General features: G+C 40.6%; 20 protein-coding genes. 16 read left to right on the forward strand and 4 right to left on the reverse strand.

Going from position 1 to position 25,106, the window contains the following annotated elements; all coding sequences use genetic code 11:
• The first annotated feature begins 159 nt into the window (after window positions 1–159).
• The 7 genes from KFT32_RS05460 (at window position 160) to KFT32_RS05490 (ending at window position 8,850) form a co-directional block, all read left to right on the forward strand.
• Window positions 160–1,080, forward strand: coding sequence for an ABC transporter permease (locus tag KFT32_RS05460; protein WP_211746123.1), 921 nt, complete (start codon window positions 160–162; stop codon window positions 1,078–1,080).
• Window positions 1,081–1,106: 26 nt separating this feature from the next.
• Window positions 1,107–1,982 (forward strand): carbohydrate ABC transporter permease, encoded by an 876-nt coding sequence (locus tag KFT32_RS05465; protein WP_211746124.1) that lies wholly within the window; start codon window positions 1,107–1,109, stop codon window positions 1,980–1,982.
• Between the two features lie 42 nt (window positions 1,983–2,024).
• Window positions 2,025–3,545 carry an extracellular solute-binding protein gene (locus tag KFT32_RS05470; protein WP_249435685.1) on the forward strand — a complete coding sequence of 507 codons (1,521 nt, stop codon included), beginning with the start codon at window positions 2,025–2,027 and terminating at the stop codon, window positions 3,543–3,545.
• Window positions 3,546–3,633: 88 nt separating this feature from the next.
• Window positions 3,634–5,406, forward strand: a complete 1,773-nt coding sequence (locus KFT32_RS05475; RefSeq protein WP_211746125.1) for a glycoside hydrolase family 35 protein — start codon at window positions 3,634–3,636, stop codon at window positions 5,404–5,406.
• Between the two features lie 99 nt (window positions 5,407–5,505).
• The gene (locus tag KFT32_RS05480; protein WP_249435686.1) at window positions 5,506–6,699 is read left to right on the forward strand and encodes a Gfo/Idh/MocA family protein; all 1,194 of its coding nucleotides are present in this window, start codon (window positions 5,506–5,508) and stop codon (window positions 6,697–6,699) included.
• 243 nt (window positions 6,700–6,942) lie between these two features.
• Entirely contained in the window at window positions 6,943–7,791 is an 849-nt protein-coding gene (locus KFT32_RS05485; RefSeq protein WP_211746127.1) for a sugar phosphate isomerase/epimerase family protein, read from the forward strand.
• Window positions 7,792–7,821: 30 nt separating this feature from the next.
• Entirely contained in the window at window positions 7,822–8,850 is a 1,029-nt protein-coding gene (locus tag KFT32_RS05490; protein ID WP_211746128.1) for a Gfo/Idh/MocA family protein, read from the forward strand.
• 62 nt (window positions 8,851–8,912) lie between these two features.
• On the opposite strand, the gene KFT32_RS05495 is transcribed toward KFT32_RS05490, so the two are convergent.
• Both KFT32_RS05495 and KFT32_RS05500 read right to left on the reverse strand, forming a co-directional pair.
• Window positions 8,913–9,815: a helix-turn-helix transcriptional regulator gene (locus tag KFT32_RS05495; RefSeq protein ID WP_211746129.1), complete on the reverse strand. Its 903-nt coding sequence runs from the start codon at window positions 9,813–9,815 to the stop codon at window positions 8,913–8,915.
• A 91-nt stretch (window positions 9,816–9,906) separates the two neighbouring features.
• Window positions 9,907–11,082: an ROK family protein gene (locus KFT32_RS05500; protein WP_211746130.1), complete on the reverse strand. Its 1,176-nt coding sequence runs from the start codon at window positions 11,080–11,082 to the stop codon at window positions 9,907–9,909.
• 210 nt (window positions 11,083–11,292) lie between these two features.
• On the opposite strand from KFT32_RS05500, the gene uxaC reads away from it, so the two are divergent.
• The 3 genes from uxaC (at window position 11,293) to KFT32_RS05515 (ending at window position 16,195) form a co-directional block, all read left to right on the forward strand.
• A complete protein-coding gene (uxaC, locus tag KFT32_RS05505; protein ID WP_211746131.1) occupies window positions 11,293–12,699 on the forward strand; it encodes a glucuronate isomerase in 1,407 nt (468 codons plus the stop codon).
• A 27-nt stretch (window positions 12,700–12,726) separates the two neighbouring features.
• Complete coding sequence (uidA, locus tag KFT32_RS05510) at window positions 12,727–14,535, forward strand: beta-glucuronidase (RefSeq protein ID WP_211746132.1); 1,809 nt, start codon at window positions 12,727–12,729, stop codon at window positions 14,533–14,535.
• Between the two features lie 253 nt (window positions 14,536–14,788).
• The gene (locus KFT32_RS05515; protein ID WP_211746133.1) at window positions 14,789–16,195 is read left to right on the forward strand and encodes an MFS transporter; all 1,407 of its coding nucleotides are present in this window, start codon (window positions 14,789–14,791) and stop codon (window positions 16,193–16,195) included.
• Between the two features lie 25 nt (window positions 16,196–16,220).
• On the opposite strand, the gene KFT32_RS27570 is transcribed toward KFT32_RS05515, so the two are convergent.
• Window positions 16,221–17,471: an AraC family transcriptional regulator gene (locus KFT32_RS27570; RefSeq protein ID WP_211746134.1), complete on the reverse strand. Its 1,251-nt coding sequence runs from the start codon at window positions 17,469–17,471 to the stop codon at window positions 16,221–16,223.
• A gap of 150 nt (window positions 17,472–17,621) precedes the next feature.
• Between KFT32_RS27570 and KFT32_RS05525 the strand changes: the two genes are divergently transcribed.
• The 4 genes from KFT32_RS05525 to KFT32_RS05540 all read left to right on the forward strand — a co-directional run bounded on the left by KFT32_RS05525 (window position 17,622) and on the right by KFT32_RS05540 (window position 21,617).
• Complete coding sequence (locus KFT32_RS05525) at window positions 17,622–18,518, forward strand: sugar phosphate isomerase/epimerase family protein (protein ID WP_349304863.1); 897 nt, start codon at window positions 17,622–17,624, stop codon at window positions 18,516–18,518.
• Window positions 18,515–19,675 carry a Gfo/Idh/MocA family protein gene (locus KFT32_RS05530; RefSeq protein ID WP_211746135.1) on the forward strand — a complete coding sequence of 387 codons (1,161 nt, stop codon included), beginning with the start codon at window positions 18,515–18,517 and terminating at the stop codon, window positions 19,673–19,675. Before KFT32_RS05525 ends, KFT32_RS05530 begins: the two co-directional genes overlap by 4 nt.
• A 74-nt stretch (window positions 19,676–19,749) precedes the next feature.
• Window positions 19,750–20,763, forward strand: coding sequence for a Gfo/Idh/MocA family protein (locus tag KFT32_RS05535; protein ID WP_211746136.1), 1,014 nt, complete (start codon window positions 19,750–19,752; stop codon window positions 20,761–20,763).
• Window positions 20,760–21,617: a sugar phosphate isomerase/epimerase family protein gene (locus KFT32_RS05540; protein WP_211746137.1), complete on the forward strand. Its 858-nt coding sequence runs from the start codon at window positions 20,760–20,762 to the stop codon at window positions 21,615–21,617. The genes KFT32_RS05535 and KFT32_RS05540 overlap by 4 nt, the downstream gene beginning before the upstream one ends.
• Window positions 21,618–21,685: 68 nt before the next feature.
• On the opposite strand, the gene KFT32_RS05545 is transcribed toward KFT32_RS05540, so the two are convergent.
• Entirely contained in the window at window positions 21,686–22,852 is a 1,167-nt protein-coding gene (locus tag KFT32_RS05545; RefSeq protein WP_211746138.1) for an ROK family transcriptional regulator, read from the reverse strand.
• 181 nt (window positions 22,853–23,033) lie between these two features.
• Between KFT32_RS05545 and KFT32_RS05550 the strand changes: the two genes are divergently transcribed.
• Together KFT32_RS05550 and KFT32_RS05555 are read left to right on the forward strand one after the other, a co-directional pair.
• Window positions 23,034–24,302 (forward strand): nickel pincer cofactor-dependent isomerase, group 22, encoded by a 1,269-nt coding sequence (locus tag KFT32_RS05550; protein ID WP_211746139.1) that lies wholly within the window; start codon window positions 23,034–23,036, stop codon window positions 24,300–24,302.
• 18 nt (window positions 24,303–24,320) lie between these two features.
• Window positions 24,321–25,091, forward strand: coding sequence for an SDR family oxidoreductase (locus KFT32_RS05555; protein WP_211746140.1), 771 nt, complete (start codon window positions 24,321–24,323; stop codon window positions 25,089–25,091).
• Window positions 25,092–25,106: the final 15 nt, after the last annotated feature.

The following is a 25,106-nucleotide window of genomic DNA, read 5'->3' on the forward strand; positions in this document are numbered from 1 at the left end:
TATTTATTTTATATGGTAAATCCTATCATATCTGATAGGATAGCTTACACACAATGGGTTGCAAAATATTATTATTGCTGGAAATCTCAAATACTGCGTACGATAAGCGTATTCATTTGCGAAAAAAAGTCAGTAAATCTAACAAGGAGGGTCCATCCTATGAAACATTCAGCGTTCCGCCAAATGTGTCTAGATGTAGCTAGAGACAAGTATTTGTATTTGCTTGCGCTACCAGGAATCTTGTACTTTCTCATATTTAAGTACATTCCGGTAGGCGGACTTGTCATTGCATTTCAAAATTATTTTCCTTATGTCGGGATTTTGAAAAGTGAATGGGTCGGCTTTGAGCACTTCCAACGGTTTTTTACGAACGACGATTTTATGATGCTATTTCGTAACACAATGATGATCAGCTTGATGAATATCGTATTTTTCTTTCCGCTGCCCATTATTCTTTCTTTAATGTTGAACGAGCTAAGAAGCATGGCGTTCAAGCGCATTGTACAAACAGTTGTATATATACCTCACTTTCTATCATGGGTTTTGATATCGGGCCTAACTTATTTGATGCTGTCCCAATCTGAAGGCTTGGTGAACAAAATCATTGAAAAAATGGGAGGGACGACGGTTGGATTTTTAACGAATCCGGATTATTTTTGGGGAATGTTGACCGCTCAAGTGATGTGGAAAGAAACAGGTTGGGGGACGATTATATTTCTTGCGGCAATCGCTGGAGTGAATCCGCAACTTTATGAAGCAGCTGTTATGGATGGAGCAGGAAGATTCCGTAAGATGTGGCACATCACCTTGCCCGCGATTCGCAACGTAATCGTCATCCTCTTTATTTTAAGAATGGGATCTGTACTCGATGTTGGATTTGAACAGGTATATCTGATGATGAATGGGGCAGTCTCTGATGTCGCAGATGTATTTGATACCTATGTATTCCGAAACGGTGTACAGCAAGGTCAGTTTAGCTATAGTACGGCAATCGGATTGTTTAAATCCGTTGTTGGCATTGTGCTCGTCATGGCAGCCAATAAAATCGCGAAAAAGTTCGGAGAAGAAGGGGTTTACTAGAAAATAGATGAGGAGGTGACTATGGTATGCGCAAGAGCTTATCGGATCATATATTTGAAATATTTAATAATGGTATTTTGTTGATTATCAGTTTAGCAGCGTTGTTCCCAATCTATTATACGTTTATTCTTTCATTTACCGATCCGGTTGAATATTATCAGAAAGATTTTCTGTTATTTCCTACCAACTGGACGTTAGATGCTTATAAATATTTAATGTCTACGAGTACATTTGTGAATGCGATCGGAAATAGTACATTTCTTACTGTAGTCGGCACCTTCTTAAGTTTGGTCGTATCAACGGGACTTGCTTACGCCATTTCGCGAAAGCGGCTCCGATTCCGTAGAATCCTCATGTTCGGTATTTTATTTACGATACTATTCCAGCCTGGTCTCATTCCGTCGTACCTCATTGTTCGTAACCTTGGAATGATAGATAGCATCTGGTCACTTATTATTCCTTCTCTTACAGGCGGATGGTTCGTTCTGCTTATGAAAGGCTTTTTCGATAGTATTCCAGATGCATTAGAAGAAGCTGCTCGTATTGACGGAGCGAATGAAATCGGTATTTTCTTCCGAATTATTTTGCCATTATCTATTCCTTCTTTGGTTGCATTCGGTTTATTCTTTGCCGTAGGTTACTGGAACACTTACTTCAATGCAATTATGTATGTTAACGATCAGAGTAAATGGCCTTTACAGGTTATCTTGCAAAACATGCTTGTCGATCCAAGCAGTGCCATAAATTCAGCTGTATCTGATTTTAGAACGAACCAGAAGATGCCTTCCGAAACGCTCAAGATGGCGGCCGTTGTCATTGCAACGCTGCCGATAATGTTGGTTTATCCATTCTTACAGAAGCATTTCGCCAAAGGTGCGATGATTGGTTCTGTGAAAGAATGATCGATAAATACAGAAAAAAATCAAATATGGGAGGTTCAATGAATGAAAATCAACATGCGCAGTTGGAAAACAGCAAGTGCCGTACTTATCAGCTTATCACTTATGATGACAGCTTGTTCAGGCGGATCTGAATCGAATGGCGAAGACGGCAGTTCAGCAGATAAACCTACTCAGATTAGTATGAACACACTTAGTTATGGCACTAATTTTCCAGATAAGAACAATGTCATTGTGAAAGAGTTTGAGAAACGTACCAATACTACATTAGACATTGACTGGGTGCCTGTCGCTACTTCTGAAGATAAGTTCAATGTGTTGTATGCCTCTGGTAACCTACCTGATTTGACGTTTGTAGAAGATATGAGTAATCAACAAATTCGTGCCATGATCGATCAGGGTGTATTTTGGGATCTGACGGATATGATTGGTGATTATCCGAATCTGTCAAATGAGATGTTGAAAGACATGTGGGAGATTTCAAAAATTGACGGTAAGAACTACTCCGTTCCCCGTTATTACCCTACTCATGGTGGCGGCGTCTTCCCAATGCTTCGTCAAGATTGGCTGACCGAGTTGAACCTCCCGGTTCCGACGACGATGGATGAGTTTTATAACACGCTAAAAGCATTTAAGGACAATAAAATGGGTGGAGACAAGACAATCCCGTATGCTGCCAGCCAATCTTATATGAACTTTGTTTATAACGTATACAACGATACAAACGGAGTATGGAAATTGGTTGACGGACAACTGTATCCGAATATCACTGAGGATGCATCCACAGAAGCATTGAAATGGATTAAAAAAGCGTATGATGAAGGATTGTTTCCTCAAGACTTCGTTATTCTTACATTTGCACAGATTACAGAAGCTCTCCAAAGCGGTAAAGCAGGAGGAGCCGGTTTCTCAATGAATAATTCGATTTCTCAGACGGCTGAAATTAAAAAAGTAGATGCGGATGCGGATCTAGTACCTCTTACTGGTCTAGAAGGACCGGAGGGTAATCAATATGTTCCTTCAGGTGCACCATTCTACGGACATTTCCTTATTCCTAAAAAAGTATCTGAAAGCAAGGTTAAGAAAATTCTTGAGTTCCTTGATTATGGTTACAGCCCTGAAGGTAATGAACTCGCGAACTACGGTATTAAGGATGTTCACTTTACAGAGACTGACGGCGTAAAAACAACAAATGAACAGTATAAGACAGATCTCGTAGGTGAAGCATTCAATTTTATTTTCCTCAATTTGAAAGACGAGCAAGTACTGGGTGACCGCACCTTAACGACTCCGGAAATATTTGAACGTAACCAATCGATCTTGGACAAACGCAAAAAAATAAACGTTCCGAATCCTTCCCTAGGTTTGGTTTCCGATGCATCCACGAAATATATGCCTGATATTACGAAGAAAGTGGATGATATGAGGGCGAAAGTGATTTTAGGTCAAGAAACGATTGAATCGTATCAAGCATTCATTAACAAGTTGAAGGAAGACGGCGATCTTAAGAAAGTTGTCACTGAAATGAATGAACTGTACGCCCAAAAAATCGCTGCTGAAAAATAATTACTAATGTATCGATTCATTGAGAAGAGGGGCAACTTAGCCCCTCTTTTTGTTAGAAGACGAGAACAGACAGGGGATGTTATTTATCATGAGTTCATTTGGAATACATGCAGGACAATTCATTTATGAAGGGCAGCCCGTCCAGATTATTAGTGGAGCGATACATTATTTTCGGATTATGCCAGCCTACTGGGAGGATCGCCTTCTGAAACTGAAAGCATGCGGTTTTAATACAGTGGAGACTTATATTCCATGGAATTTGCATGAGCCGAAAGAAGGGGTTTACTCTTTTGAGGGGATTAGCAATGTTGTCGAGTTCATCGACATAGCCAATAAGCTTGGATTATTTGTCATCATAAGACCAAGTCCTTACATATGTGCAGAATGGGAATTTGGGGGTCTACCAGCGTGGTTGCTAGAGGACTCGAATATGAGATTACGTTGTTTATATCGCCCGTTCCTAGATAAAGTAGACGCGTATTATGATGTCCTGCTTCCTAAGCTTAGACCTTTACTCTGCACAAACGGAGGTCCGATTATCGCAATGCAGATCGAGAACGAATATGGGAGCTACGGCAATGATACATTGTATTTGGAGTATTTGAAGCAAGGCATGATAGATCGTGGTATCGACGTTCTGCTATTCACATCAGATGGTGGCGCGGATCATATGCTTCAAGGTGGTTCTTTATTCTCAGAAGTTCTTGCGACCGTTAATTTTGGTTCGAGACCCGAAGGTTCTTTTGCTAAGCTGGCAGAATATCAACCTGACAAACCGATGATGTGCATGGAATACTGGAATGGATGGTTTGATCATTGGGGGGAAGAGCATCACGTCAGAGGATACGAGGGAGTTGCTGATGAGCTGAATAGAATGCTTCAAGCTGGTGCCTCTGTCAATTTTTATATGTTCCATGGCGGAACTAATTTTGGATTTTACAACGGAGCAAATTACTTCCATCAATATGAACCTACAGTCACGAGCTATGATTACGACGCGCTTCTTGATGAATCAGGAGAAATCACGGATAAATATTTGGCAATCCAAAAGGTGATCTCGAGGTACATTGATCTTCCTTCCGTTACTTTACCAGAACCAATACAAAAGCGAAGTTATGGCACGGTAAGGATGACCGAGCAAGCAAAACTGTTTGATCAATTAGATCAATTATCTGAGCCAGTACTCAGAACTTGCCCGGAGACAATGGAACAACTAGGACAGGATTATGGCTTTATTTTTTATAAGACGAAGGTGTCGGGACCAAGACCCAAGAGCAAGATCGTTCTTCAAGATGTTCATGACCGTGCACTCATTTATTTAGATGATATATATCAGGGCGTAATTGATCGGAACAATCATGACCATAGTTTAGAGATTCAGGACCATGATATCGCTGTCGAAATTCCAGAACAGGGTGCTACACTTGGGGTTTTGGTAGAAAACCAAGGACGTATAAATTATGGTTGGATGCTGAAAGACCCGAAGGGCATAACCGAAGGTGTTCGACTGGAGAGACAATTTTTGTACCACTGGGAAATTCATACACTTCCGTTAGATGATTTATCAAATTTGGCATTCGAGCAGATACAAGAGTGCGATACACCAGTACCCACCTTTTATAAAGGGCTCTTTCAAGTTGATGAAGTAGCGGATACATTTCTGAAGCTCGAAGGATGGACCAAAGGAGTCGTATTTCTCAATGGTTTTAACTTAGGGCGCTATTGGTCCAAGGGACCTCAGAAAACACTGTATGTACCAGCGCCATTACTACATGCAGGAGAAAACGAATTAATTATTTTTGAACTTCATCATACACTCGATCCCATTGTTACATTTGAAAAGCATGCAGAATTAGGATAAGTAATACGGAATTGTCCAAAGAATCACGTTAACTGCTAAATTCAGATGATAATTATTCAACTATAATGGTAAAAAAAGATGCTTATGGAGGCTTCAGCTATGGATAAAGTGAAGATCGGACTTATCGGATTAGGTGCACGGGGGATGTCATTGCTTAAGGGCATCTTTTTGAAAATGGATGATATAGAAGTCGCAGCGGTATGTGATTTGTATGAAGATCGCTGTAACGAAGCCGCTGAATTGATTAAGAGCGAAAGAGGAGTAAAGCCAACGGTTACGAAGGATTATCACGATATTATGTCTATGCCCGAGGTTGATGCTATCGTGATCGGTGCTTCTTGGGTTGAGCATACGAATATTGCGGTCGCTGCTATGGAGGCAGGGAAGTACGTAGCCAGCGAGGTAGGCGGAGCCTATTCACTTCAGGAGTGCTGGCGACTGGTAGAAGCATATGAGAGAACCAATACACCATGTATGATTATGGAAAACTGCTGCTACGGCCGAGATGAGCTGATGGTATTGAATATGGTGGAGATGGGTGCTTTAGGGGAGATCGTTCATGCTTCCGGAGGTTACCATCATGATTTGCGTCAAGAAATTGCAGAGGGCAATATAAACCGTCACTATCGTCTCAATAACTATTTGAACCGGAATTGTGAAAATTACCCTACACATGAGCTTGGACCGATCGCAAAAATTTTGGGCATAAATCGAGGCAATCGTATGCTTACACTCCAGTCGGTATCCTCCAAAGCTAGAGGCATGAGTACATACCTTCAAGATCGGGAAGAGCATAGTGAACTAGCGAAGTCTACTTTTATGCAAGGGGACATTGTAACGACGATAATAAAATGTGCTCATGGAGAGACCATTACTTTGACTTTGGATACGACGCTGCCAAGATTCTATTCCAGAGGATTTACCGTTAGAGGAACAAAAGGGATGTACACGGAAGATAACCGTTCTATTTTTATTGAGGGACAGCATGATGAGTTTCATCATAGTTGGAAAGATCAGTGGGGAAATGTTGAGCAGCATAGAGAGCAGTACGAGCATCCAATTTGGCAAAAGTATTTGGAAGAAGGCGTCAAAAGTGGCCATGGCGGCATGGATTGGCTCGTAATTTCTGCCTTTTTCAATAGTGTAAAACAACAGACGGAAGTACCGCTTGATGTGTATGATATGGCATCATGGATGAGCATTTCCGCCTTGTCTGAAGAATCTATTGCGTTAGGCGGGCAACCTGTTGCGATACCTGACTTTACGAATGGAAGATGGATCAATCGTAAATAAAGTGCCAATGCTATGCTTCCGATAACTACAGAATAGAGTATGCACTAAAGCACCATGAACAGAAGGATCGTTCACGGTGCTTTTTTAATAACCTCTAGTTCAAAGATGACGGAAAAGTCCAAATAATGTCTTGTAATGCTAAATATATTTCAATCTGAATCCGTTATCATAAAGCTATATCATGATTCAAATATTTGAACAAGTGAAACGGAATATGAAAAATAGGCGAAGGGGATGCGTAAGATGAAAAAGGGCATTAACATCTGGTCATTCGACGGAGATAAATCGATTGCCGAATGCATTACGCTTGCTAAACGTGCTGGTTTTGACGGCATTGAACTGTCATTAAATGGGACAGGTGAGCTGAGTCTAGAAGTTACGGAAAAGGAAATTGATGAAGTAAAGGCGCGTCTTCAGGATGCGGAGCTTGAGATTGCGGGTTTAGCGTCTGGATTGTACTGGGATTACTCTATGACAAGTGAAGATTTGGCCCAGCGGAATAAAGCGATCGATGTATGCAAAAAGCAACTTGAGGTTGCCTCGCAACTCGGTGTTGACAGTATCTTGGTTATCCCAGGAGCTGTAGGTGTTGACTTTATTCCTGATAAAGAGGTAGTAGATTATGAGATTGCTTATGAACGTGCGAAGGAAGCCATTAGCTCACTGGTTCCATTTGCACAAAGTGCGGGCGTAGCCATAGGAATAGAGAACGTTTGGAATAAAATGTTCCTCTCCCCATTAGAGCTTCGTTCGTTCATTGATGATATCGGCTCTGAATATGTGGGTTCTTATTTCGATGTCGGCAATGTGGTTCATAGTGGGTATCCAGAACAGTGGATTAAGATACTCGGCCATCGCATCAAAAAAGTGCATTTCAAGGACTACCGCCGTGAAGCGGGAGGACTGCATGGATTCGTAGATTTACTTGCTGGTGATGTCGATTATCCGGCAGTTGTTAAAGCGCTAGAAGCGATCGATTATAGTGGCTACGTGACAGCAGAGATGATCCCGCCGTATAAACATTATTCAGAACAAATCATTTTCAATACTTCAAGCTCGATGGATATCATTCTTGGTCGCACTAACCACTAAATATAGATATATAAAATGGGAGGAAATATCATGTTGAAGATTGGTCTCATTGGTTTTGGATTTATGGGAAAAATGCATTTTGACAATTATGAACGTCTAATGAAAGAAGGCGAGTCGATTCAGCTGATATCAATATGCGATCTTCAAATCGAGGAGTTGAAGAACAGCAGCGCCGAAGGCAACATTGCAACAGAACGTGATGAATATGACATTACTTCCTATAAACTTTATGATGACATTGATACGATGCTGGACAATGAAGAACTGGACATGGTTGATATAGCGATCCCAACCTATCTACATGCTGAAATTGCGTGCAAGGTACTTGCCCGTGGATATCATGTATTGTGTGAGAAACCTGTAGCTGGAAACTCCGTAGATGGCCGGAAAATGGTTGAAGCAGCAAAGCAGGCTGATCGTAAACTTATGATCGGTCAATGCTTGCGATTCTGGCCTGCCTATGAATATTTGAAAGAGGCTGTTGCGGACAAACGCTTTGGTGAAGTTGTATCCGGATCGTTCTTCCGTGGTTCTGCTATGCCGAAAGGCTGGTATCATGATGGCAGTTTAAGCGGTGGTTGTTTACTAGATATGCATATCCATGATACGGATATTATTCAATGGGTGCTTGGCAAACCGCTCAAAGTATCGACGATAGCTAAGAAGGTAATGCCGGGCAGCGGCTACGACAATGTATCGACGAATTACATTTATGCGGACGGTAAAGCGATTAACGCACAATCAGACTGGAGACTTGAAGGAGACTTTGGTTTTGAGATGACTTATAGAGTCAACTTGGAAAAAGCAAACATTGTATTTAAGGATAATATCGTAAAAGTAAATCCGAATGATAGTGAAGGATATGTTGTAGAGCTATCGGAGGATTCTGGCTATTATCGTGAGATTAAATATTTTATTCATTCTATTCTGGAAGATACGGAAATTACCGTATGTTCTCCTGAAAGTGCAGTAGAGACACTGGAAATTATCGAAGCAGAAATGCGTTCAGCTGATCAATTGGGTGAGACTGTGGAATTGAGACAAGGATCAGTAGTATAAAAGGAAAGCCAATTAAGCGGCAGGGAGGCTTAATTGGCTTTTTTCTTAGGCAGCTTTCTTCATTAAAGTACTTGTGAGAGCTTTCGATAATCCGTAGCGGATATTCCCTCTTGCTTGCGAAAGGTACGACTGAAGTAGTGGATGTCCGGATAGCCGATCTGCTCCCCAATTCTTTCAATAGGTAGATTGGTTTCTCGTAAAAGTTTTCGTGCCTCTCGGTGACGAACCATCTTGACGAATTCACTCGGCGGCATTCCGGTAAGCTGCTTAAATAGCTTCGCGGTATAGTCAATGCTAAGATTCATTTGCTCAGCGATAATGGCATTGGTCCATAACCCAGCTGGACTAGCTTCGATTTGTTTTATCAGCTTGGATATCAGCATACCATGCTGGCTAAAGCGTGCGTTCGTACTCGATAGTGAATTGCGAAGTAACAGGGTGATGATGTGTAGCATGAGTCCTTTACTGACCAGTTCATAGCCCGAGGGACGCATCGTAAATTCCTCAACTAGCGCCTCCATGAGCTGAATGCATGCAAGTGGAGGTGTATAGATCACATTGGAGGAGAGAGGGGCGAACACGTTTGAAATGGCCTCCAAAGCAAATTTATGTGGCAGTAGCTGCTCTTCGTTTACGACCATATCGGATTCTTTCTGAATATCTAGTTCATTAAAAAAGTCAAAGTGAATACCAATCAGCTTGGTTTCACCCTCTAATATCACCTCATTGCGATGGTAGACACCGGACGGCAAAAAGATAAGCTGACTTGCTGAAACCGTATGTTTCTGCCCATACATATGAGTGATGAGTTCTCCTTGCCTTACAAAGAGCAATTCGAAATCATACAGCCTTCTTTCCTCAAACCTGTATGGACCTAAACTTTGAAACTGAGCATAATGAACGCTAGGAGACCATTGTTCAAAAGGAGCTTTTCGCTGTTTAGGGAATTGGTTTGATTCTATCATCACGGCTGCTCCTTTCACTGATCAACAATTAGCTAATGATAAAGAAATCAGAATGTGCTGCTTCATCCTATCCGATTTCTCTGAGTATTAATTACTCATGATTATCTATTTCATTTGGCAGATTCAGAACAGGTACATCCAGGAAATTCTGAATGGCTAATGCACACGCTCCTAGAATCGATGAATTTCTTCCAAGAGTGGATATGGAGAGTTCCCGGTAATGGCTAATCTGTGAATTCAAATTTTGTTTTATTTTGTTAATGGAGTCTGGATAAATACGCAGCAATTCACTATCTACCACGATGACGTCTGGATTATAAATATTTATCATATTATTCAAACCAATCGAGAGATAATAGATAAATTGATCCATGATTTCAGCAACTTCCTCATCTTCTTCATTAACCCATTCCTGAATTTGTTTATAGGTAATAGGATAGAGGCCCTTTTTTTCGGACAAGCATGTCATGATATTAGATTCGGAGGCATATTTTTCCCAACAACCTTTGTTCCCGCAGTTGCAAGGTCTTCCGCCAGGCACAACAATCATATGCCCTATTTCTCCGGCGTACCCGTTATGTCCACGAAAGAATTTGTTGTTAATAATCATCCCGAGGCCAATACCCGAATGAAACGTCGTCGATAAAAGGTTGTCCGTATCATGATGGACATAGACTCTTTCAGCGAATGCGCTAAGATTTGAATTGTTCTCAAGATGAATCTCATAGCCCAGAGCCTTTTCTAGATCTTCTTTTAAATGAACGTCATTCCATCCGAGACGGGGGACGTAGTGAATCATTTCCTCATTAGAGACAAGACCGTGTACAGCAATCACTATGCCTACAATTCCATAACGGCTATTTATGTATTTTTCTTTGTAATCTGTGATGTGTTGAATGAGCAGGGCTAGAATTTCCGAATAGTCAGTAGTTTCGAGTTTTACCGTGTTTGTAGAGATAGGTCTACCGAGAAGATCTGAAATGGCAAAAGAAATCTGACCATAATCGAGGTCAATGCCTAGTGCATAACCCGCTCCAGCATTTAAAGAGAGCATAATCGGTTTACGTCCGACAGCATTGTGCTCCAAATGTGTCTCGACGAGTAATTCTTCTTCCAACAGGTCAGCTACCTGTACTGAGATCGTTGCTCTTGTTAACGCAACGGCTTTAGACAAATCTGCTCGTGATATCATTCCCTCTTTCACAATCTCCTTGATAATCAAAGAACGATTTATTTTCTTTATGTATGATGCATCACCCGTAATCATAAGTATCCTCCATTTGAGCAGTGGTTCTATTGCTCCTTTTGTTGCTATCTCCAATTATTATACTGCGCTAACATACATTTGACAAAACGATAGGGAATTGATATTTTATCTGTATAGTTAATTTGTTTATTAAACAAATTAACTATACATGAAATGTTAAAATAACAATATTTTATTCTTTTATTATGAAGTAGAAAGGAGTTTTTAAGTATGAAGAACTTTATGGATTCACATTTTTTACTGAATTCAGATACAGCCGTACAATTGTTCGAGAACGGCGCAGTGCAGTTGCCTATTTTTGATTTTCATTGTCATCTGAGCCCCCAGGAAATATGGGAGAACAAACCCTACGCTAACATTACTCAGCTATGGCTTGGTGGAGATCACTACAAATGGCGAGCGATGCGCATGCATGGAATCGGAGAAAAATATATTACAGGTGATGCGGATGACTGGGAGAAATTTCAGGCATGGGCAGAGACGGTACCCCATTTAATAGGAAATCCGATGTATCATTGGACTCATCTAGAACTTAAAACTTTCTTCGGAATAGAGAAAATTCTAAACCCTGAAAATGCACTTGAAATTTGGGAGGAATGTAATCGAAAATTATTACTTCCAGAATTCAGACCAAGAGCTTTCATTGCAAAATCGAATGTGAAATTCATAGGTACAACAGATGATCCGCTTTCCATGCTGGAATATCATGAAAAGTTAAATCAAGATGAGACCTTCGAGACGATTGTTGCACCAACGTTTCGACCGGATGGAGCACTTAATCTTGAATCCGCTTCCTTTGAGGCTTGGCTAGACAAATTGAAGAACATAACGGGACGTAATATCGACACATTAGATGAATTTGTAGCTGCGTTACAACAACGTGTGGATTATTTTCATGAACACGGAGGGCGCGCTTCTGATCACGATATTCAGAAGCTGGATTACGCAGAAATTTCCAAAGATGCAGCTGACGCCATTTTTAATAAAAGATTGCAAAATCAACCGATTAGTGATGCGGAAATCGATAACTATCGTTCTTACTTGCTCAAAGAACTAGGGAAAATGTATGCCGATAAACAGTGGGTCATGCAATTGCATATGGGAGCAATCCGCAATACGAATACGAAAATGAAAAAACTTCTCGGTACCGATACCGGATTTGATTCTGTGGGTGAAACTAATTTTGCAGCAGGGTTATCTCGCTTCTTGGATGCTCTTGACTTAGAGGATAAACTCCCAAGAACCGTTCTGTTTAATCTGAATCCCAAAGATAATGCCATATTTGCCGGTATGATGGGGAACTACTATGAAGAGGGGATCCCTGGGAAAATTCAGTTTGGGTCTGGATGGTGGTTCAATGACCATATTGATGGAATGGAAAAACAAATGAAAGATTTGGCAAACGTTGGCTTGCTTAGCCATTTTATCGGGATGCTTACCGATTCGCGAAGTTTTCTATCCTACGCACGTCATGAATATTTCCGCCGAATTCTATGCAATATGGTAGGTGATTGGGTAGAACAAGGGCTTATTCCAAGTGATATGCCTTTCCTTGAGAAGATGATTAAAAAAATCGGCTATTACAATGCAGAACAATATTTTCTACAAAGACAATAGATTCATATCATAAGAGGAGTGGCAACTATGTTATATCCAATCGTTACTGAAACTCGCAGCATTATTGATTTAAATGGAGTATGGGACTTTAAGCTAGACTTTGGCAAAGGCTTTCAAGAAAAATGGTATGAATCCAAATTAACAGACGCCTTGGTAATGGCAGTTCCTGCTTCTTTTAATGATATTGGTGTAAAGGCCGAAATCCGTGATCATGTCGGCTGGGTATGGTATGAAAGAGAATTTACGGTTCCTGATATTTTTTCTGCTGAACGTATTGTGTTGAGATTCGGTTCTGCCACGCATATGGCTAATGTATATGTGAATGGAGCGTTTGCGGCCGAACATAAGGGAGGATTTCTCCCTTTTGAGGTAGAGCTTAACGATAAGCTAAAGGCAGGGAAAAATCGTCTGACGGTAGCGCTAAACAATATCGTTGATTACTCTACCTTACCTGTTGGGATATATTCGGAAAGTGAACAACCGGGCATCGGTAAAAAAGTGAAGAATGAACCGAATTTTGATTTTTTCAATTATGCAGGTCTTCAGCGTCCTGTGAAAATCTATACAACACCGCATACTTACGTAAATGATGTTGAAATAGTAACAGCAATAGATGGATCAAACGGTAAAGTGAATTACGTTGTGAAAATCGTGAACGAAGCTGAGGTAAAAGTAACCGTTCTAGATGAGACAGGGAACACTGTTGCTGAAACCGAAGGACCTGAAGGAACAATGACACTTCGTGATGTCAGACTGTGGCAGCCTTTAAAAGCTTATCTCTATACACTCAAAATCGTGCTCGTTCAGGATGGAAGGACAGTCGATATTTATGAGCAGCCTTTTGGTGTGAGAACTGTTGAAGTGAAGAATGGTAAATTTCTGATTAACAACAAGCCTTTTTACTTTAAAGGGTTCGGAAAGCATGAAGATTCTCCTATTCACGGCAGAGGGTTTGATGAAGCTGCTAACGTCATAGATTTCAATTTGATGAAATGGATGGGAGCTAACTCCTTCCGTACTTCTCATTATCCGTATTCGGAAGAATTAATGCGTCTTGCTGATCGCGAAGGATTCGTTGTTATTGATGAAATTCCTGCTGTTGGACTTCATGTGAACTTTATGGTGATGTTATCGGGAGGAAAAGCTCATAAAAACACCTGGCAGGAGCTTCAGACTAGAGAACAACATGAGCAGGCGATTCGAGAATTGATCGCTCGTGATAAGAATCATCCCTCTGTTGTAATGTGGAATGTGGCTAACGAACCTGCCTCCGAGGAAGAAGGAGCCTATGAATACTTTAAACCGCTGGTTGAACTGATGAGAGAATTAGACCCACAAAAACGTCCAGTTACACTGGTAACTCATCTTGGCTCTACTCCAGATAGAGACAAAATTGCTGAACTGATCGATGTTCTGGCATTAAATCGTTACTATGGCTGGTATATCGATGGAGGAGACCTGGAATCTGCCAAAGTGAAGTTACGCGTGGAATTAAGTGACTGGCTCAAGCGCTGCCCTAACACTCCGGTTATAATGACCGAATACGGTGCGGATACGGTTGCCGGCTTCCACGATGTAGAACCTGTGATGTTCACTGAAGAGTATCAAGCAGCGTTTTACAAAGCAAATCACGAAGTGTTTGATGAATTCCCACATTTTATTGGTGAACAGGTCTGGAACTTTGCTGATTTCGCAACAAGTCAGGGAATTATTCGAGTGCAAGGGAACAAAAAAGGGATTTTCACCCGGGATCGCAAGCCTAAATATGCAGCCCATGAATTACGTAAGCGCTGGATAACCATTCCGGACTTTTATTACAAACAAGGCGAAAAATAAGAGGGTGTGCTTGCTGCATATGTCTATCCTAAATCAAATAGTAGACATTTTTTCACACGAAATGGATACAATAGACTATAAAAATAGTTATTATAGCGCTTACAAAAGTTGTTGACGCATACAAAAGATGATGGTATTCTACAGTAAGGATAATTGATTAGTTTAATAAACAAATTAATTATCCTTACATCATTACTTTTGAAAGGTGAGAAGAGTGAAAATAATGCCTTTCAATCGTTAGGGGGGAATAGACATGAATCCACAAACGGGTTTGGAAACTTCAAAGGGTTTAGAAACAAATCTGAAAAACAGAGCATTTGGCCTGAGAGATCAAATAGGTTATTTATTCGGTGATTTCGGCAATGATTTTTTCTTTATTCTTGTAAGCTCTTTCTTGATGGTGTTTTATACAGATGTGTTTGGAATTAGCGCGGCTGCCGTAGGTGGACTATTTCTTATCGCAAGGTTATGGGACGCTGTTGCAGATGTAACATGGGGGCGCTTTATTGACACAAGAAAGGCTAGTCCCAAAGGAAAGTTCAGACCATGGATATTCAGAATGTCCTTTCCTCTCGTAGTTTCAGGAGTATTCATGTTCGTTCATATTCCAGGGATGACAAATGGATTCTATCTGGCGTATGCTTTTGTGACTTATATACTCTGGGGAACGTTATATAGTACTGTGAATATTCCGTACGGGTCCATGGCTTCCGTAATAACCAGCGATCCAGTGGAACGTACTTCGTTGTCTACCTTCCGCACACTTGGGTCATCTCTCGCCGGTTTAATTATTAATGTGGTGGGACCGCTGATCATATTCGTAGACAATAAAGCAGACCCGAACCGAATTCTACTCACTGCTATTATTTTTGGAATACTCTCCATATCTTGTTATTTAGCATGCTATAGTCTATCAACTGAACGTGTTATTGCCCCAGAGGACAAAAAGGAAAAGACGAATCTCAAAGCTACGCTCAAAGGATTCACGAAAAACCAACCGCTAATCTGGATTCTTATTATTTCTTTAACTTTTATGGCTTGTTTTATGTTAATTGGTGCAGTTAATATCTATTTGTTCAAAGATTACTTTGGCAGTGCAACAGCGTTAAGTTTAGTAGGGCTGATCCAAACTGTAACCGTATTCATTGCTATGCCGTTAGTTAAACCTTTAGTTGCCAGATTCGGTAAAAAAGAAATCGCAGCAGCTGGTTTGCTGCTATCCGCAGCAGTATATGCTTTACTGTACTTTATATCTGATTTGAGCGTTAATCAGTTCATCGGGATCATGGCCGTTGCCCAATTTGGATACGCTTTCTTTAACTTGGTCATCTGGGCGTTTGTAACCGATGTGATCGATTATCATGAATACATAACGGGCCTGCGTGAAGACGGTACGGTATACTCCGTGTATTCTTTTGCTCGTAAAGTGGGACAAGCCATTGCCGGAGGACTTGGAGGTTTTGCGATTAGTGCGGTCGGATATAACGCTACCCTTAAAGCTCAGTCATCGGAAACGCTTCATGGAATTCATACATTGGCAACGCTAATACCTGCTGCAATCTTTTTTCTTTTATTTTTAATCCTTGTTTTCCTATATCCATTGAATAAAAAACGCACAATTCAGCTTACTGCCGATTTGGTGCAAAAGAGAAGCTCATAAAAAGCAACCAACTTAAATGTTAATTCTATTGTAAATGTTCTTTATTTTTGCGGAACTGTTTAGGGGTTATACCGTTCATTTTTTTAAAGACCTTAATGAAATAGTTGACATCGTTATAACCGACCATTTGGGCAATATCTGTGATGGATAAATTGTGATTTTCAAGCAGTTGTACAGCAGCCTTTATTCTCTGAAAGTTTATGTAATCGATAATGGATTGCCCCGTTTCTTGTTTAAACAGCCTGGAAAGCTCATACATGCTTAAAGAGATGGCTTGAGCAATCATTTCCAGGCTTAATTCTTCATCGAGATGTAACCGAATGTATTCAATCGCATTTCTTATCGGTGGACTATATGGTTTCAAAGCCAATTCTCTTACAATATCACAGTATTCATAATACATTTTCAGCTGAAGCTCAGATAGCTGCTGTACAGAAGCTGTCCTTTCGATTTGTATTGAGAACTTTTCCGAAATGCTATCGATATAAACAGGATGGACACCTCCTTTTTCCGCAGCTTTACGAAGTAAAGTGTTGGTTACAAAGGTTAAGTTCTTGCGTGATCTCAAGGGATCACTGGGAAATCGGTCAGGGATGCTATACCACGTTACATCATTTAGTAATTCCTCAAGTTTCTGCTTTTCTCCGTGTTCGATCGCTGACATCATTTTATTTTCATTCCGATATCTTTCTTCGATGACTGAAGGAGACAAATCTGTTTTGTCTTTGAGCTTATCAGAGAGCAGCAAGTTTTGGCTTCGAAAATCATAACTAATATGCTCGAATGCCGAATCGGAGTGATCCGTGAATTGTGAATTCTCCGCAAGGTAGGCTAGAAACTCTGAGATGTTGTTTACCTGCTGCACATCAATCAGCGGTAGTGATAAATAATATTGCTCCAATATAGGAAGTAGCCATATTGATAAATGATTATCAAACATAATGTCTTGCATCACAAGTGCTGCCGGATCTTCCAGCAAGTAAGGACCAACAATAATGCTGCCGAGATAACGGTTGCTATCGTATAAGTTGCAAGAAATAAAATTCAATTTATACGATGTGTTATGAATGATTATATGGGATGGTGAACTTAAAGGTTGGAGCTGAAGCTTCGTTCTAAGAAGCTCAAAATATCCTTTTAAAGGTTCAGGAACTTCTATATGCCCATACTCCCATGTAATTTGCTGACCGGACTGAACAAATACAGTATCGATGTTGGAATAGTTATAAGTGAATTTCAATAATTTTTGAAGCTGTTCCCATTCATCGTTAGCCACAATCTCACTCCTATATTTATATTTTGGGATGCTATATCTATTATTTTACTATTTTACACAAGATATTACGAGAATAATAAAGCGGTTTCAAATATACTAACGATATTCATAACAACTTATTTTGAACTCGCTAAGAGGAGGGAAGCGATTGTGTTCATTGAAAATCTAAACATCTCGGGCTTCTCTGATGAGATTTCAGCAGATTTTGATACGCAGCTTGAGGTCGTTTCGAAATTAGGGATGCATTACTTGTCATTGCGAGGAATCGACGGTAGAAATATCGGCGACTACACATTAGAGGAGATAGAATCGGATGTTTTACCAAGACTTAAAAAATTCGGTATAGGCGTATCTTCGATTGGTTCACCAATCGGGAAAATCTTCATTCAAGATGAAGATGCTTTTACGAATCAAAAAGAAATGTTAGATAGGCTCTGCCGAATCAGCAATCTGCTGGAGTGCAAGTATATCCGTATTTTCAGTTTTTATATTCCAAAAGGTGAGGATCCGGATCAGTACCGGGACGTTGTCATTCAAAAGATCAAGGAATTTACTACTATCGCGGAAGAATACAACATCATTCTGCTGCACGAGAATGAAAAGGATATTTTCGGTGATATTGCTAGACGCTGTGATGAAATGCTGAGTTCAGTGAATTCCAGATATTTTAAAGCCATTTTTGATTTTGCTAACTTCGTACAGTGTGGCGAGGATACCCAAGATTGCTACGATTTATTGAAAGATCAAATTGCTTATATTCATATCAAAGACGCAGTGAAGTCGGATAATCAGAACGTAGTATGCGGTACAGGAGAAGGACAAATTCAATCCATTCTCTCGCAAGCTCTTCGAAGTGGATATCAGGGATTCTTAACTTTAGAACCCCATTTGGTTCTATTCGATTCATTAAAAGATTTGGAACTAGACAAGGCAGAAGAGGTCATCAAGGACAACAAAGGACTGAATGGGGCCGAAGGATACAAGCTTCAGTATGAAGCTCTTTTACAAATACTTGAACATATAGAAAGTGAGGAAAAGAAAAAATGACAAAGGTTAGAATGGGGATCATCGGGGTTGGTGCTCAAGGTAGCGCATATGCTGGTTTTCTGTCTGAAGGAAAAGTGGAAAACATGGTACTTGGGGCGATTTGTGATATAGATCCAGCTAAAAAACAGTGGGCAGCTGAAAAGTATCCAGATGTTTCTTTCTATGACAACTATATTGCGATGATGGAGAGCGGTGATGTGGATGCTATCGTTACCTGTGTTCCTCACTACTTACATCCTGAAATGGGGATTGAAGCGTTAAAAAGAAATATTCACGCCTTAGTAGAAAAGCCAGCTGGTGTATATACGAAGCAGGTAAGAGAACTGAATGATTTTGCGGCAACAAAGCCCGAACTGGCCTTTGGAATCATGTTTAATCAAAGAACTAACCCACTATATCAGAAGCTGAAAGAAATTATTGATAACGGAGAAATCGGAGGAATTCGTCGCACGAACTGGATGATTACTACCTGGTGGAGACCGCAAGGATATTATGACCAAAGCGCTTGGAGAGCTACTTGGGAAGGCGAAGGCGGCGGAGTGTTAGTTAATCAAGCTCCACATCAACTCGACTTGTTGCAGTGGATCTGCGGAATGCCGAAGAAAGTATACTCGAATGTAAAATATGGATATCAAAGAAATATAGCCGTGGAAGATGAAGTTACGGTAATGCTGGATTATGGAAACGGTGCAACGGGTGTATTTGTTACCTGTACACATGATGTTATAGGTACAGACCGATTTGAAATTTTGGGTGATAAGGGCAAAATTGTCGTTGATGACAGCAAAAAAATTACGGTCAAACGCCTAATCAAGCCTGAGCGTGACATGAGCGATACGATGAGTATGGCAGATGTGATGAAGATATTTATGGGCGGTAACTCTTCTGAAATATTCAATGAAGAAGTTATTGAATTCGAAAGTGTCTGGGGAGCGCAGCATATAGCAGTGATGGAGAACTTTGCAGCTCATATCATAGACGGTACTCCTCTCTTAGCACCAGGGAGCGATGGCATTCATGGAGTTGCACTCGCCAATGCTATCCACTTATCCAGCTGGCTCGGGAAAGAAGTAGAGCTTCCGGTAGATGAAGATTTATATCTAGAAGAACTGAAGAAAAAAATCGAAGAAGAACAAAAACAACCTTTAACGAAGTAGTTCCTTACAATGAAACGTACCCATGGCAAGGGCAAGCGCTCGTTTTGAATCCGTTTTGAAAAGGAGATTTCCTTATGCTAAAGGCAGCTGTTATTGGGCTTGGCGATATTTCCATCATTCATATCCAGGCACTTCAGACAAATCCGGACATTAAGCTGGTTGCACTATGTGATATTGATGAATCTCTCGGGAAAACATTTAATGAGGTGAATTTCTATACCGATTATCAGGTCATGCTGGAAAAAGAAGATTTAGATTGTGTGCATATTTGCCTTCCACACCATCTTCACTACCCTGTAACCAAAGCTTGTATGGAAAAGGGGGTTCATGTGCTTCAGGAAAAACCGTTAGCGCTAAATCTTGAAGAGGCACTGGAGATGGAGAAGCTTGAAGCAAAGCATGAACAGGTCAAGGTATGCGTATGTCTTCAAAACCGTTTCAACGAGACATTTGAAAAGCTTCTGAATATCGTAGGTGGTAACGAGCATGGTCCAGTGGTTGGGATTAAAGGTGTAGTGGCATGGTATAGACCTCAAAACTATTATGAAACCAAGCCTTGGCGGGGCCGCATGAGTGAAGCAGGTGGAGGTGTGATGATTAATCAATCCATCCATACGTTAGATCACATGCAATTATTAGGTGGTAGTATTACATCGATTCGAGGATCGGCTGACCAACTCTTGGATTATGGAATCGAAGTTGAGGATACGGTTTCTGCTCATATCCGATTTGAAAACGGGGCGCGTGGGTTATTTTTTGCAACCGTTGCCAATGCGGGGAACTCCAGTGTTGAACTAGAAGTATGGTTTGAAAAGGTGAAATATACGATAAAGGATAGTCTGTTAATTAAGGAAGATGAGAGTGGTGAGAAAGAGGTGCTGGTGGAAGATTCAAAGCTTCCAGGCACAAAATTCTATTATGGAGCTAGCCATGCGTCACTTATCCATCATTTCTATGACTGTATAAGAAACGATTCTCAAGATTACATTCATATTCGTGATGCAGTCCAGTCCATAAGAATGATTGATGCGATTCACGAATCATCTGCACTAAAAAAAGAGATCTATTTGGAGGGGGAAGCTAGATGACAAGCGGTAAAATTGGTGTACAAATGTTCAACCTGAAAAACAAAATTGTGGAGATTGGTGTCTATGAGACGCTAAAAAAAGTAAAGGAGTTAGGCTATAGTGCTGTTGAAGTTACTCAGATTGTCATGAGCGAGGAGAACGTTGCGGAACTTAAGCGCGCTAGTGTTGATTTAGATATTCAAATCGTTTCCGTTTCTGCTCCGCTGGACACAATGCCTGGCATGCCAGGAGAATCACTAACTACCGATTTCGATAAAATAGTAACGGACTGCAAAACATTGAATTGCAATTATATCCGGATCGGCATGATGCCGATTACACTTATGGGAAATAAAGATAAGGTCATGGAATATATCCATCAAGCAGAGGAGATGGCCATCCGCCTAGCTGAACACGGTATTGAATTGTATTACCATAACCATCACATTGAGTTCGAGAGATATGACGGGGAGACGTTATTGGACATCATGAAGAATAATACTTCTAAGCTAGGTTTTGAATTAGATGTTCACTGGATCCAGCGTGGTGGGGAAAACCCGGTGAATGTAATTAAACGTTTTGCTGGTCGCGTGTCGTTGATACATCTGAAAGATTACAGAATCGGTCATTTAGATCTAAGTGACGATGACTTTAAGGATATGTCTAAATTTATGAATAAGTTCACGAATATCATTGAATTTGCCGAGCTTGGCGAAGGGAATTTGGATATTCAGGCCATTATCGAAGCCGGCCATGAGAGTGGTGTGGAGTACTTCTTGGTTGAGCAAGATGATACATATGGGAAAGATCCATTTGATTGCCTCAAGGTATCAGGAGACTATCTAAAACAGTTAGGTTATGCTAATTGGTTCTAATATGTAAACTACGATAACGAATAAAGCCAATGCACTAGGCTTTATTCGTTTTTTTGTTGGAAGAACGTTTACTTCTTGTTGTATCTCAGACGTAGCTCCGAACCTCCCAGAAAGCTTTTAATAACAAATGCACATGCTCCCATAACACATGCATGATCTCCTAACTCGGAAATACGTAACTCACAAGGCTGACTAATTTGCGAGATCAGAAGGGATTTTAGATGTGGTATAGAATCGGGATAATTTTTTAGTAACTGACTATTAAGAATCAAAACTTCTGGATTAAATAGATTAATCATATTGTTGAGTCCTGTGGCAATGTAGTTCAAATATATTTCTAACTCAGTAACCGTGATCGGGTCAGCTATTTGAATCCACTGTTCAACCTCCTGCAAACTGACTCGTTCCTTATCTTTCGTGATGGCCATTGTACGTAGAAAGCTAGATTCTGAGGCATATTGTTCCCAGCACCCGACATTTCCACAGCTGCAGGCTCTCCCATGAGGAACGATGATCATATGGCCGATCTCTCCCGCAAAACCATGATAACCTTTCAATATCTCTCCTTGAACCATCATCCCAAGCCCAATTCCTGAATGCAAGCTTAATGAAATCAAATTGTCACTTCGGTGATGCATGAAGACCGTTTCCCCATATGCGCTTAAATTTGCGTTGTTCTGAACATATATGTTAAGTCCTGTTGCACTTATGAGATCATCTTTTATATTTTTGTTGTGCCATTGATAGTGGAGGACATAACTAATTCCTTCAGAATTGTCTACAATTCCATGAATTCCAATGGCAGCTCCGATGAGTCCGTGTACCGTATGATCACAAGTCTTCTTATAGAGTTTTATTTGTTCCGCAAGGATTTCGAGTATTTCGTTGTAGGTAAGTGTTGTAACTTCAATCACTTGAGAACAAACAGGAACGCCAAGTAAATTGGATAGCACAAAAGAAATCTTTTCTCCATCAAGGTCGATACCTAGTGCATATCCAGCTTCTTCATTAAGGGAGAGGGAGATCGGCTTTCTGCCTGGATGATTGTGCTCCATGTGTGTTTCAATAATTAAACCTTCAGCGAGTAAATCGGCGGCCTGAACGGAAAGAGTTGATTTATTTAGCCCCGTTACTTTTGCTAAATCTGTCCTTGAAATGGAACCGTGTTCTATAATTTTGCTGACAATGAGGGCACGGTTCATTTGTTTGATAAAAGAAGAATCTCCGTAAATCATATAGCACCTCCTTAATTGATTGACGAACCCAAAGCATGATGTTATTATACAGTTAATTAGTTTGTATGGTAAACAAATTAATTGATATAACAAAAAAGTTAATCTATGCAGACAAGCAGACATAAAATGATATTTAATAGAAATATGAACATTCAATATAAGGAAGAGGAGTGAAGTAAGTATGGGGATTTTACAAGAGCTTCTAAAAAATATTCCGGTTCCAAAAATGGCAAAAGTAAAAGTGAATTTTGAGAACAATCAGATTGAAGACCTCGGTACCGAATTGCAAAAGAAGTTGGAAAGAGAAAAAATTCGGAAGAGCATTCAGCCTGGCATGGAAATTGCAATTGCGGTAGGTAGTAGGGGATTAGACCGACTGGTGGAGTTAACTGCCGTGACGGTGAAATTTTTGCAAGATGCCGGGGCAAAGCCTTTTATCGTGCCTAGTATGGGGAGTCATGGAGGAGCTACAGCAGAAGGGCAACGTGAAGTATTGGCTCATCTAGGGGTTACAGAAGAAAGTGTCAATTGTGAAATTCGTTCTTCGATGGAAGTTGTACAACTTGGAACGTTGCCTAATGGACTTCCCGTATACGTAGATAAACATGCAGCTAGTGCTGACGGCATCGTAGTCATTAATCGAGTGAAGCCTCATACCGCTTTTAGAGGAAGTGTTGAAAGCGGAATCATGAAGATGATCAGCATTGGACTCGGTAAGCAAAAAGGCGCAGAAGCTTGTCATCAGCTGGGATTTAAATATATGGCCGAAAATGTCCCAGCCATGGCGAAGATGATTATGGAGCAAAAGCCGATTTTGTTTGGGGTGGCAACGGTTGAAAATGCATTTGATAAAGTAGCTGTCATTGAGACACTAACACCGGAGGAAATTATCGAAAAAGAAGCCGGGCTTCAGGTGAAAGCAAAGGAAATGCTTCCTAAGTTGTTTTTTGACCAATTAGAAGTGCTTGTCATAGATCAGATCGGAAAAAACATAAGTGGAGACGGCATGGACCCGAATATTACGGGAAGGTATCCTACGCCTTACGCCTACGGAGGACCTGAGGTCAACAAGATTGTAGTGCTTGATTTGACTCCACAAACCGAAGGCAATGCAAACGGCGTTGGAACCGCGGATTTTACAACGCAAAGGCTCGTAGACAAGATGGATTTGGAAACGACCTATGCGAATGGATTAACTTCAACGGTCGTAGCCCCTACCAAAATTGCGACCACATTACCTAACGACCGAGAAACGATTCAGGCAGCAATCAAAACAAGCAATATTTTAGACTTTGATCAAGTCAAAATGGTTCGAATAAAAAATACGTTAGTGCTTAATGAAATCGAAGTGTCTGAGGCGTTGCTTGATGCAGTGAGACAGCATCCTCAAATGGAACTGGTCTCTGAACTATATGACATTTCTTTCGATAGCAAAGGAAATTTATTTTAAAACTAGGAGGAGTAAGTGATGACTAATTTATTTGATTTGACGGGGAAAACAGCAGTTGCAATTGGGGGGAATAGCGTGCTTGGCTCCGCCATGGCAGCGGGATTGGCTGAACAAGGTGCGAATGTTGCCATTGTGGGACGTAATTTAGAAAAAGCAGAAGAAGTAGTAAATACGATTATTAAAAATGGAGGGAAAGCCAAGGCTTTTCAAGCGAATGTCAGCTCTCGAGACTCTCTAATTCAAGTAGCTACGGCAATTGAGGAATGGGCAGGAGGCTGGGATATTCTGTTGAACGCTCCAGGTAAAAATAGCTCGACCCCGTTCTTCGAGCTAGAAATGGAAGAATGGGACGATATTATGGATGTGAATTTAAAGGGAATTGTACAAACTTGTCAAATCTTTGGAAAGAAGATGATTGAGCAGAAGCGGACTGGAAGCATCATTAACATCTCTTCTGTATCATCAACAACGCCTTTATCCAAAGTATTTACATATTCGGTTTCCAAAGCCGGATTAAACAGTGTCACTCAGTTCCTGGCGCGTGAATTCGCACTGGAAGGAATCCGTGTTAATGCCATTATTCCGGGATTTTTCCCAGCTGAGCAGAATCGTAAAATTCTGAGTCCAGAGCGAATAGATTCTATTATGAATCATACGCCGATGCAGCGTTTTGGTACACCAGAAGAACTGAAAGGTGCTGCAATCTGGCTTGCTTCTGAAAAGGCATCTAGTTTTGTAACCGGTACATTAATTCGTGTTGACGGTGGATTTGGAAGTATGACCATTTAAATTTCATTCAGTAAA

Origin of the sequence: Paenibacillus sp. Marseille-Q4541 (assembly GCF_018310695.1) — a bacterium.
Classification (GTDB): Bacteria; Bacillota; Bacilli; order Paenibacillales; family Paenibacillaceae; genus Paenibacillus.

Excerpts from the sequence above, each read along its gene's own strand:
- KFT32_RS05460 (WP_211746123.1), top strand. The coding sequence starts at position 160 with ATGAAACATTCAGCGTTCCGCCAAATGTGTCTAGATGTAGCTAGAGAC.
- KFT32_RS05465 (WP_211746124.1), top strand. The coding sequence starts at position 1,107 with ATGCGCAAGAGCTTATCGGATCATATATTTGAAATATTTAATAATGGT.
- KFT32_RS05470 (WP_249435685.1), top strand. The coding sequence starts at position 2,025 with ATGAAAATCAACATGCGCAGTTGGAAAACAGCAAGTGCCGTACTTATC.
- KFT32_RS05475 (WP_211746125.1), top strand. The coding sequence starts at position 3,634 with ATGAGTTCATTTGGAATACATGCAGGACAATTCATTTATGAAGGGCAG.
- KFT32_RS05480 (WP_249435686.1), top strand. The coding sequence starts at position 5,506 with ATGGATAAAGTGAAGATCGGACTTATCGGATTAGGTGCACGGGGGATG.
- KFT32_RS05485 (WP_211746127.1), top strand. The coding sequence starts at position 6,943 with ATGAAAAAGGGCATTAACATCTGGTCATTCGACGGAGATAAATCGATT.
- KFT32_RS05490 (WP_211746128.1), top strand. The coding sequence starts at position 7,822 with ATGTTGAAGATTGGTCTCATTGGTTTTGGATTTATGGGAAAAATGCAT.
- KFT32_RS05495 (WP_211746129.1), bottom strand. The coding sequence starts at position 9,815 with ATGATAGAATCAAACCAATTCCCTAAACAGCGAAAAGCTCCTTTTGAA.
- KFT32_RS05500 (WP_211746130.1), bottom strand. The coding sequence starts at position 11,082 with ATGATTACGGGTGATGCATCATACATAAAGAAAATAAATCGTTCTTTG.
- uxaC (WP_211746131.1), top strand. The coding sequence starts at position 11,293 with ATGAAGAACTTTATGGATTCACATTTTTTACTGAATTCAGATACAGCC.
- uidA (WP_211746132.1), top strand. The coding sequence starts at position 12,727 with ATGTTATATCCAATCGTTACTGAAACTCGCAGCATTATTGATTTAAAT.
- KFT32_RS05515 (WP_211746133.1), top strand. The coding sequence starts at position 14,789 with ATGAATCCACAAACGGGTTTGGAAACTTCAAAGGGTTTAGAAACAAAT.
- KFT32_RS05530 (WP_211746135.1), top strand. The coding sequence starts at position 18,515 with ATGACAAAGGTTAGAATGGGGATCATCGGGGTTGGTGCTCAAGGTAGC.
- KFT32_RS05535 (WP_211746136.1), top strand. The coding sequence starts at position 19,750 with ATGCTAAAGGCAGCTGTTATTGGGCTTGGCGATATTTCCATCATTCAT.
- KFT32_RS05540 (WP_211746137.1), top strand. The coding sequence starts at position 20,760 with ATGACAAGCGGTAAAATTGGTGTACAAATGTTCAACCTGAAAAACAAA.
- KFT32_RS05545 (WP_211746138.1), bottom strand. The coding sequence starts at position 22,852 with ATGATTTACGGAGATTCTTCTTTTATCAAACAAATGAACCGTGCCCTC.
- KFT32_RS05550 (WP_211746139.1), top strand. The coding sequence starts at position 23,034 with ATGGGGATTTTACAAGAGCTTCTAAAAAATATTCCGGTTCCAAAAATG.
- KFT32_RS05555 (WP_211746140.1), top strand. The coding sequence starts at position 24,321 with ATGACTAATTTATTTGATTTGACGGGGAAAACAGCAGTTGCAATTGGG.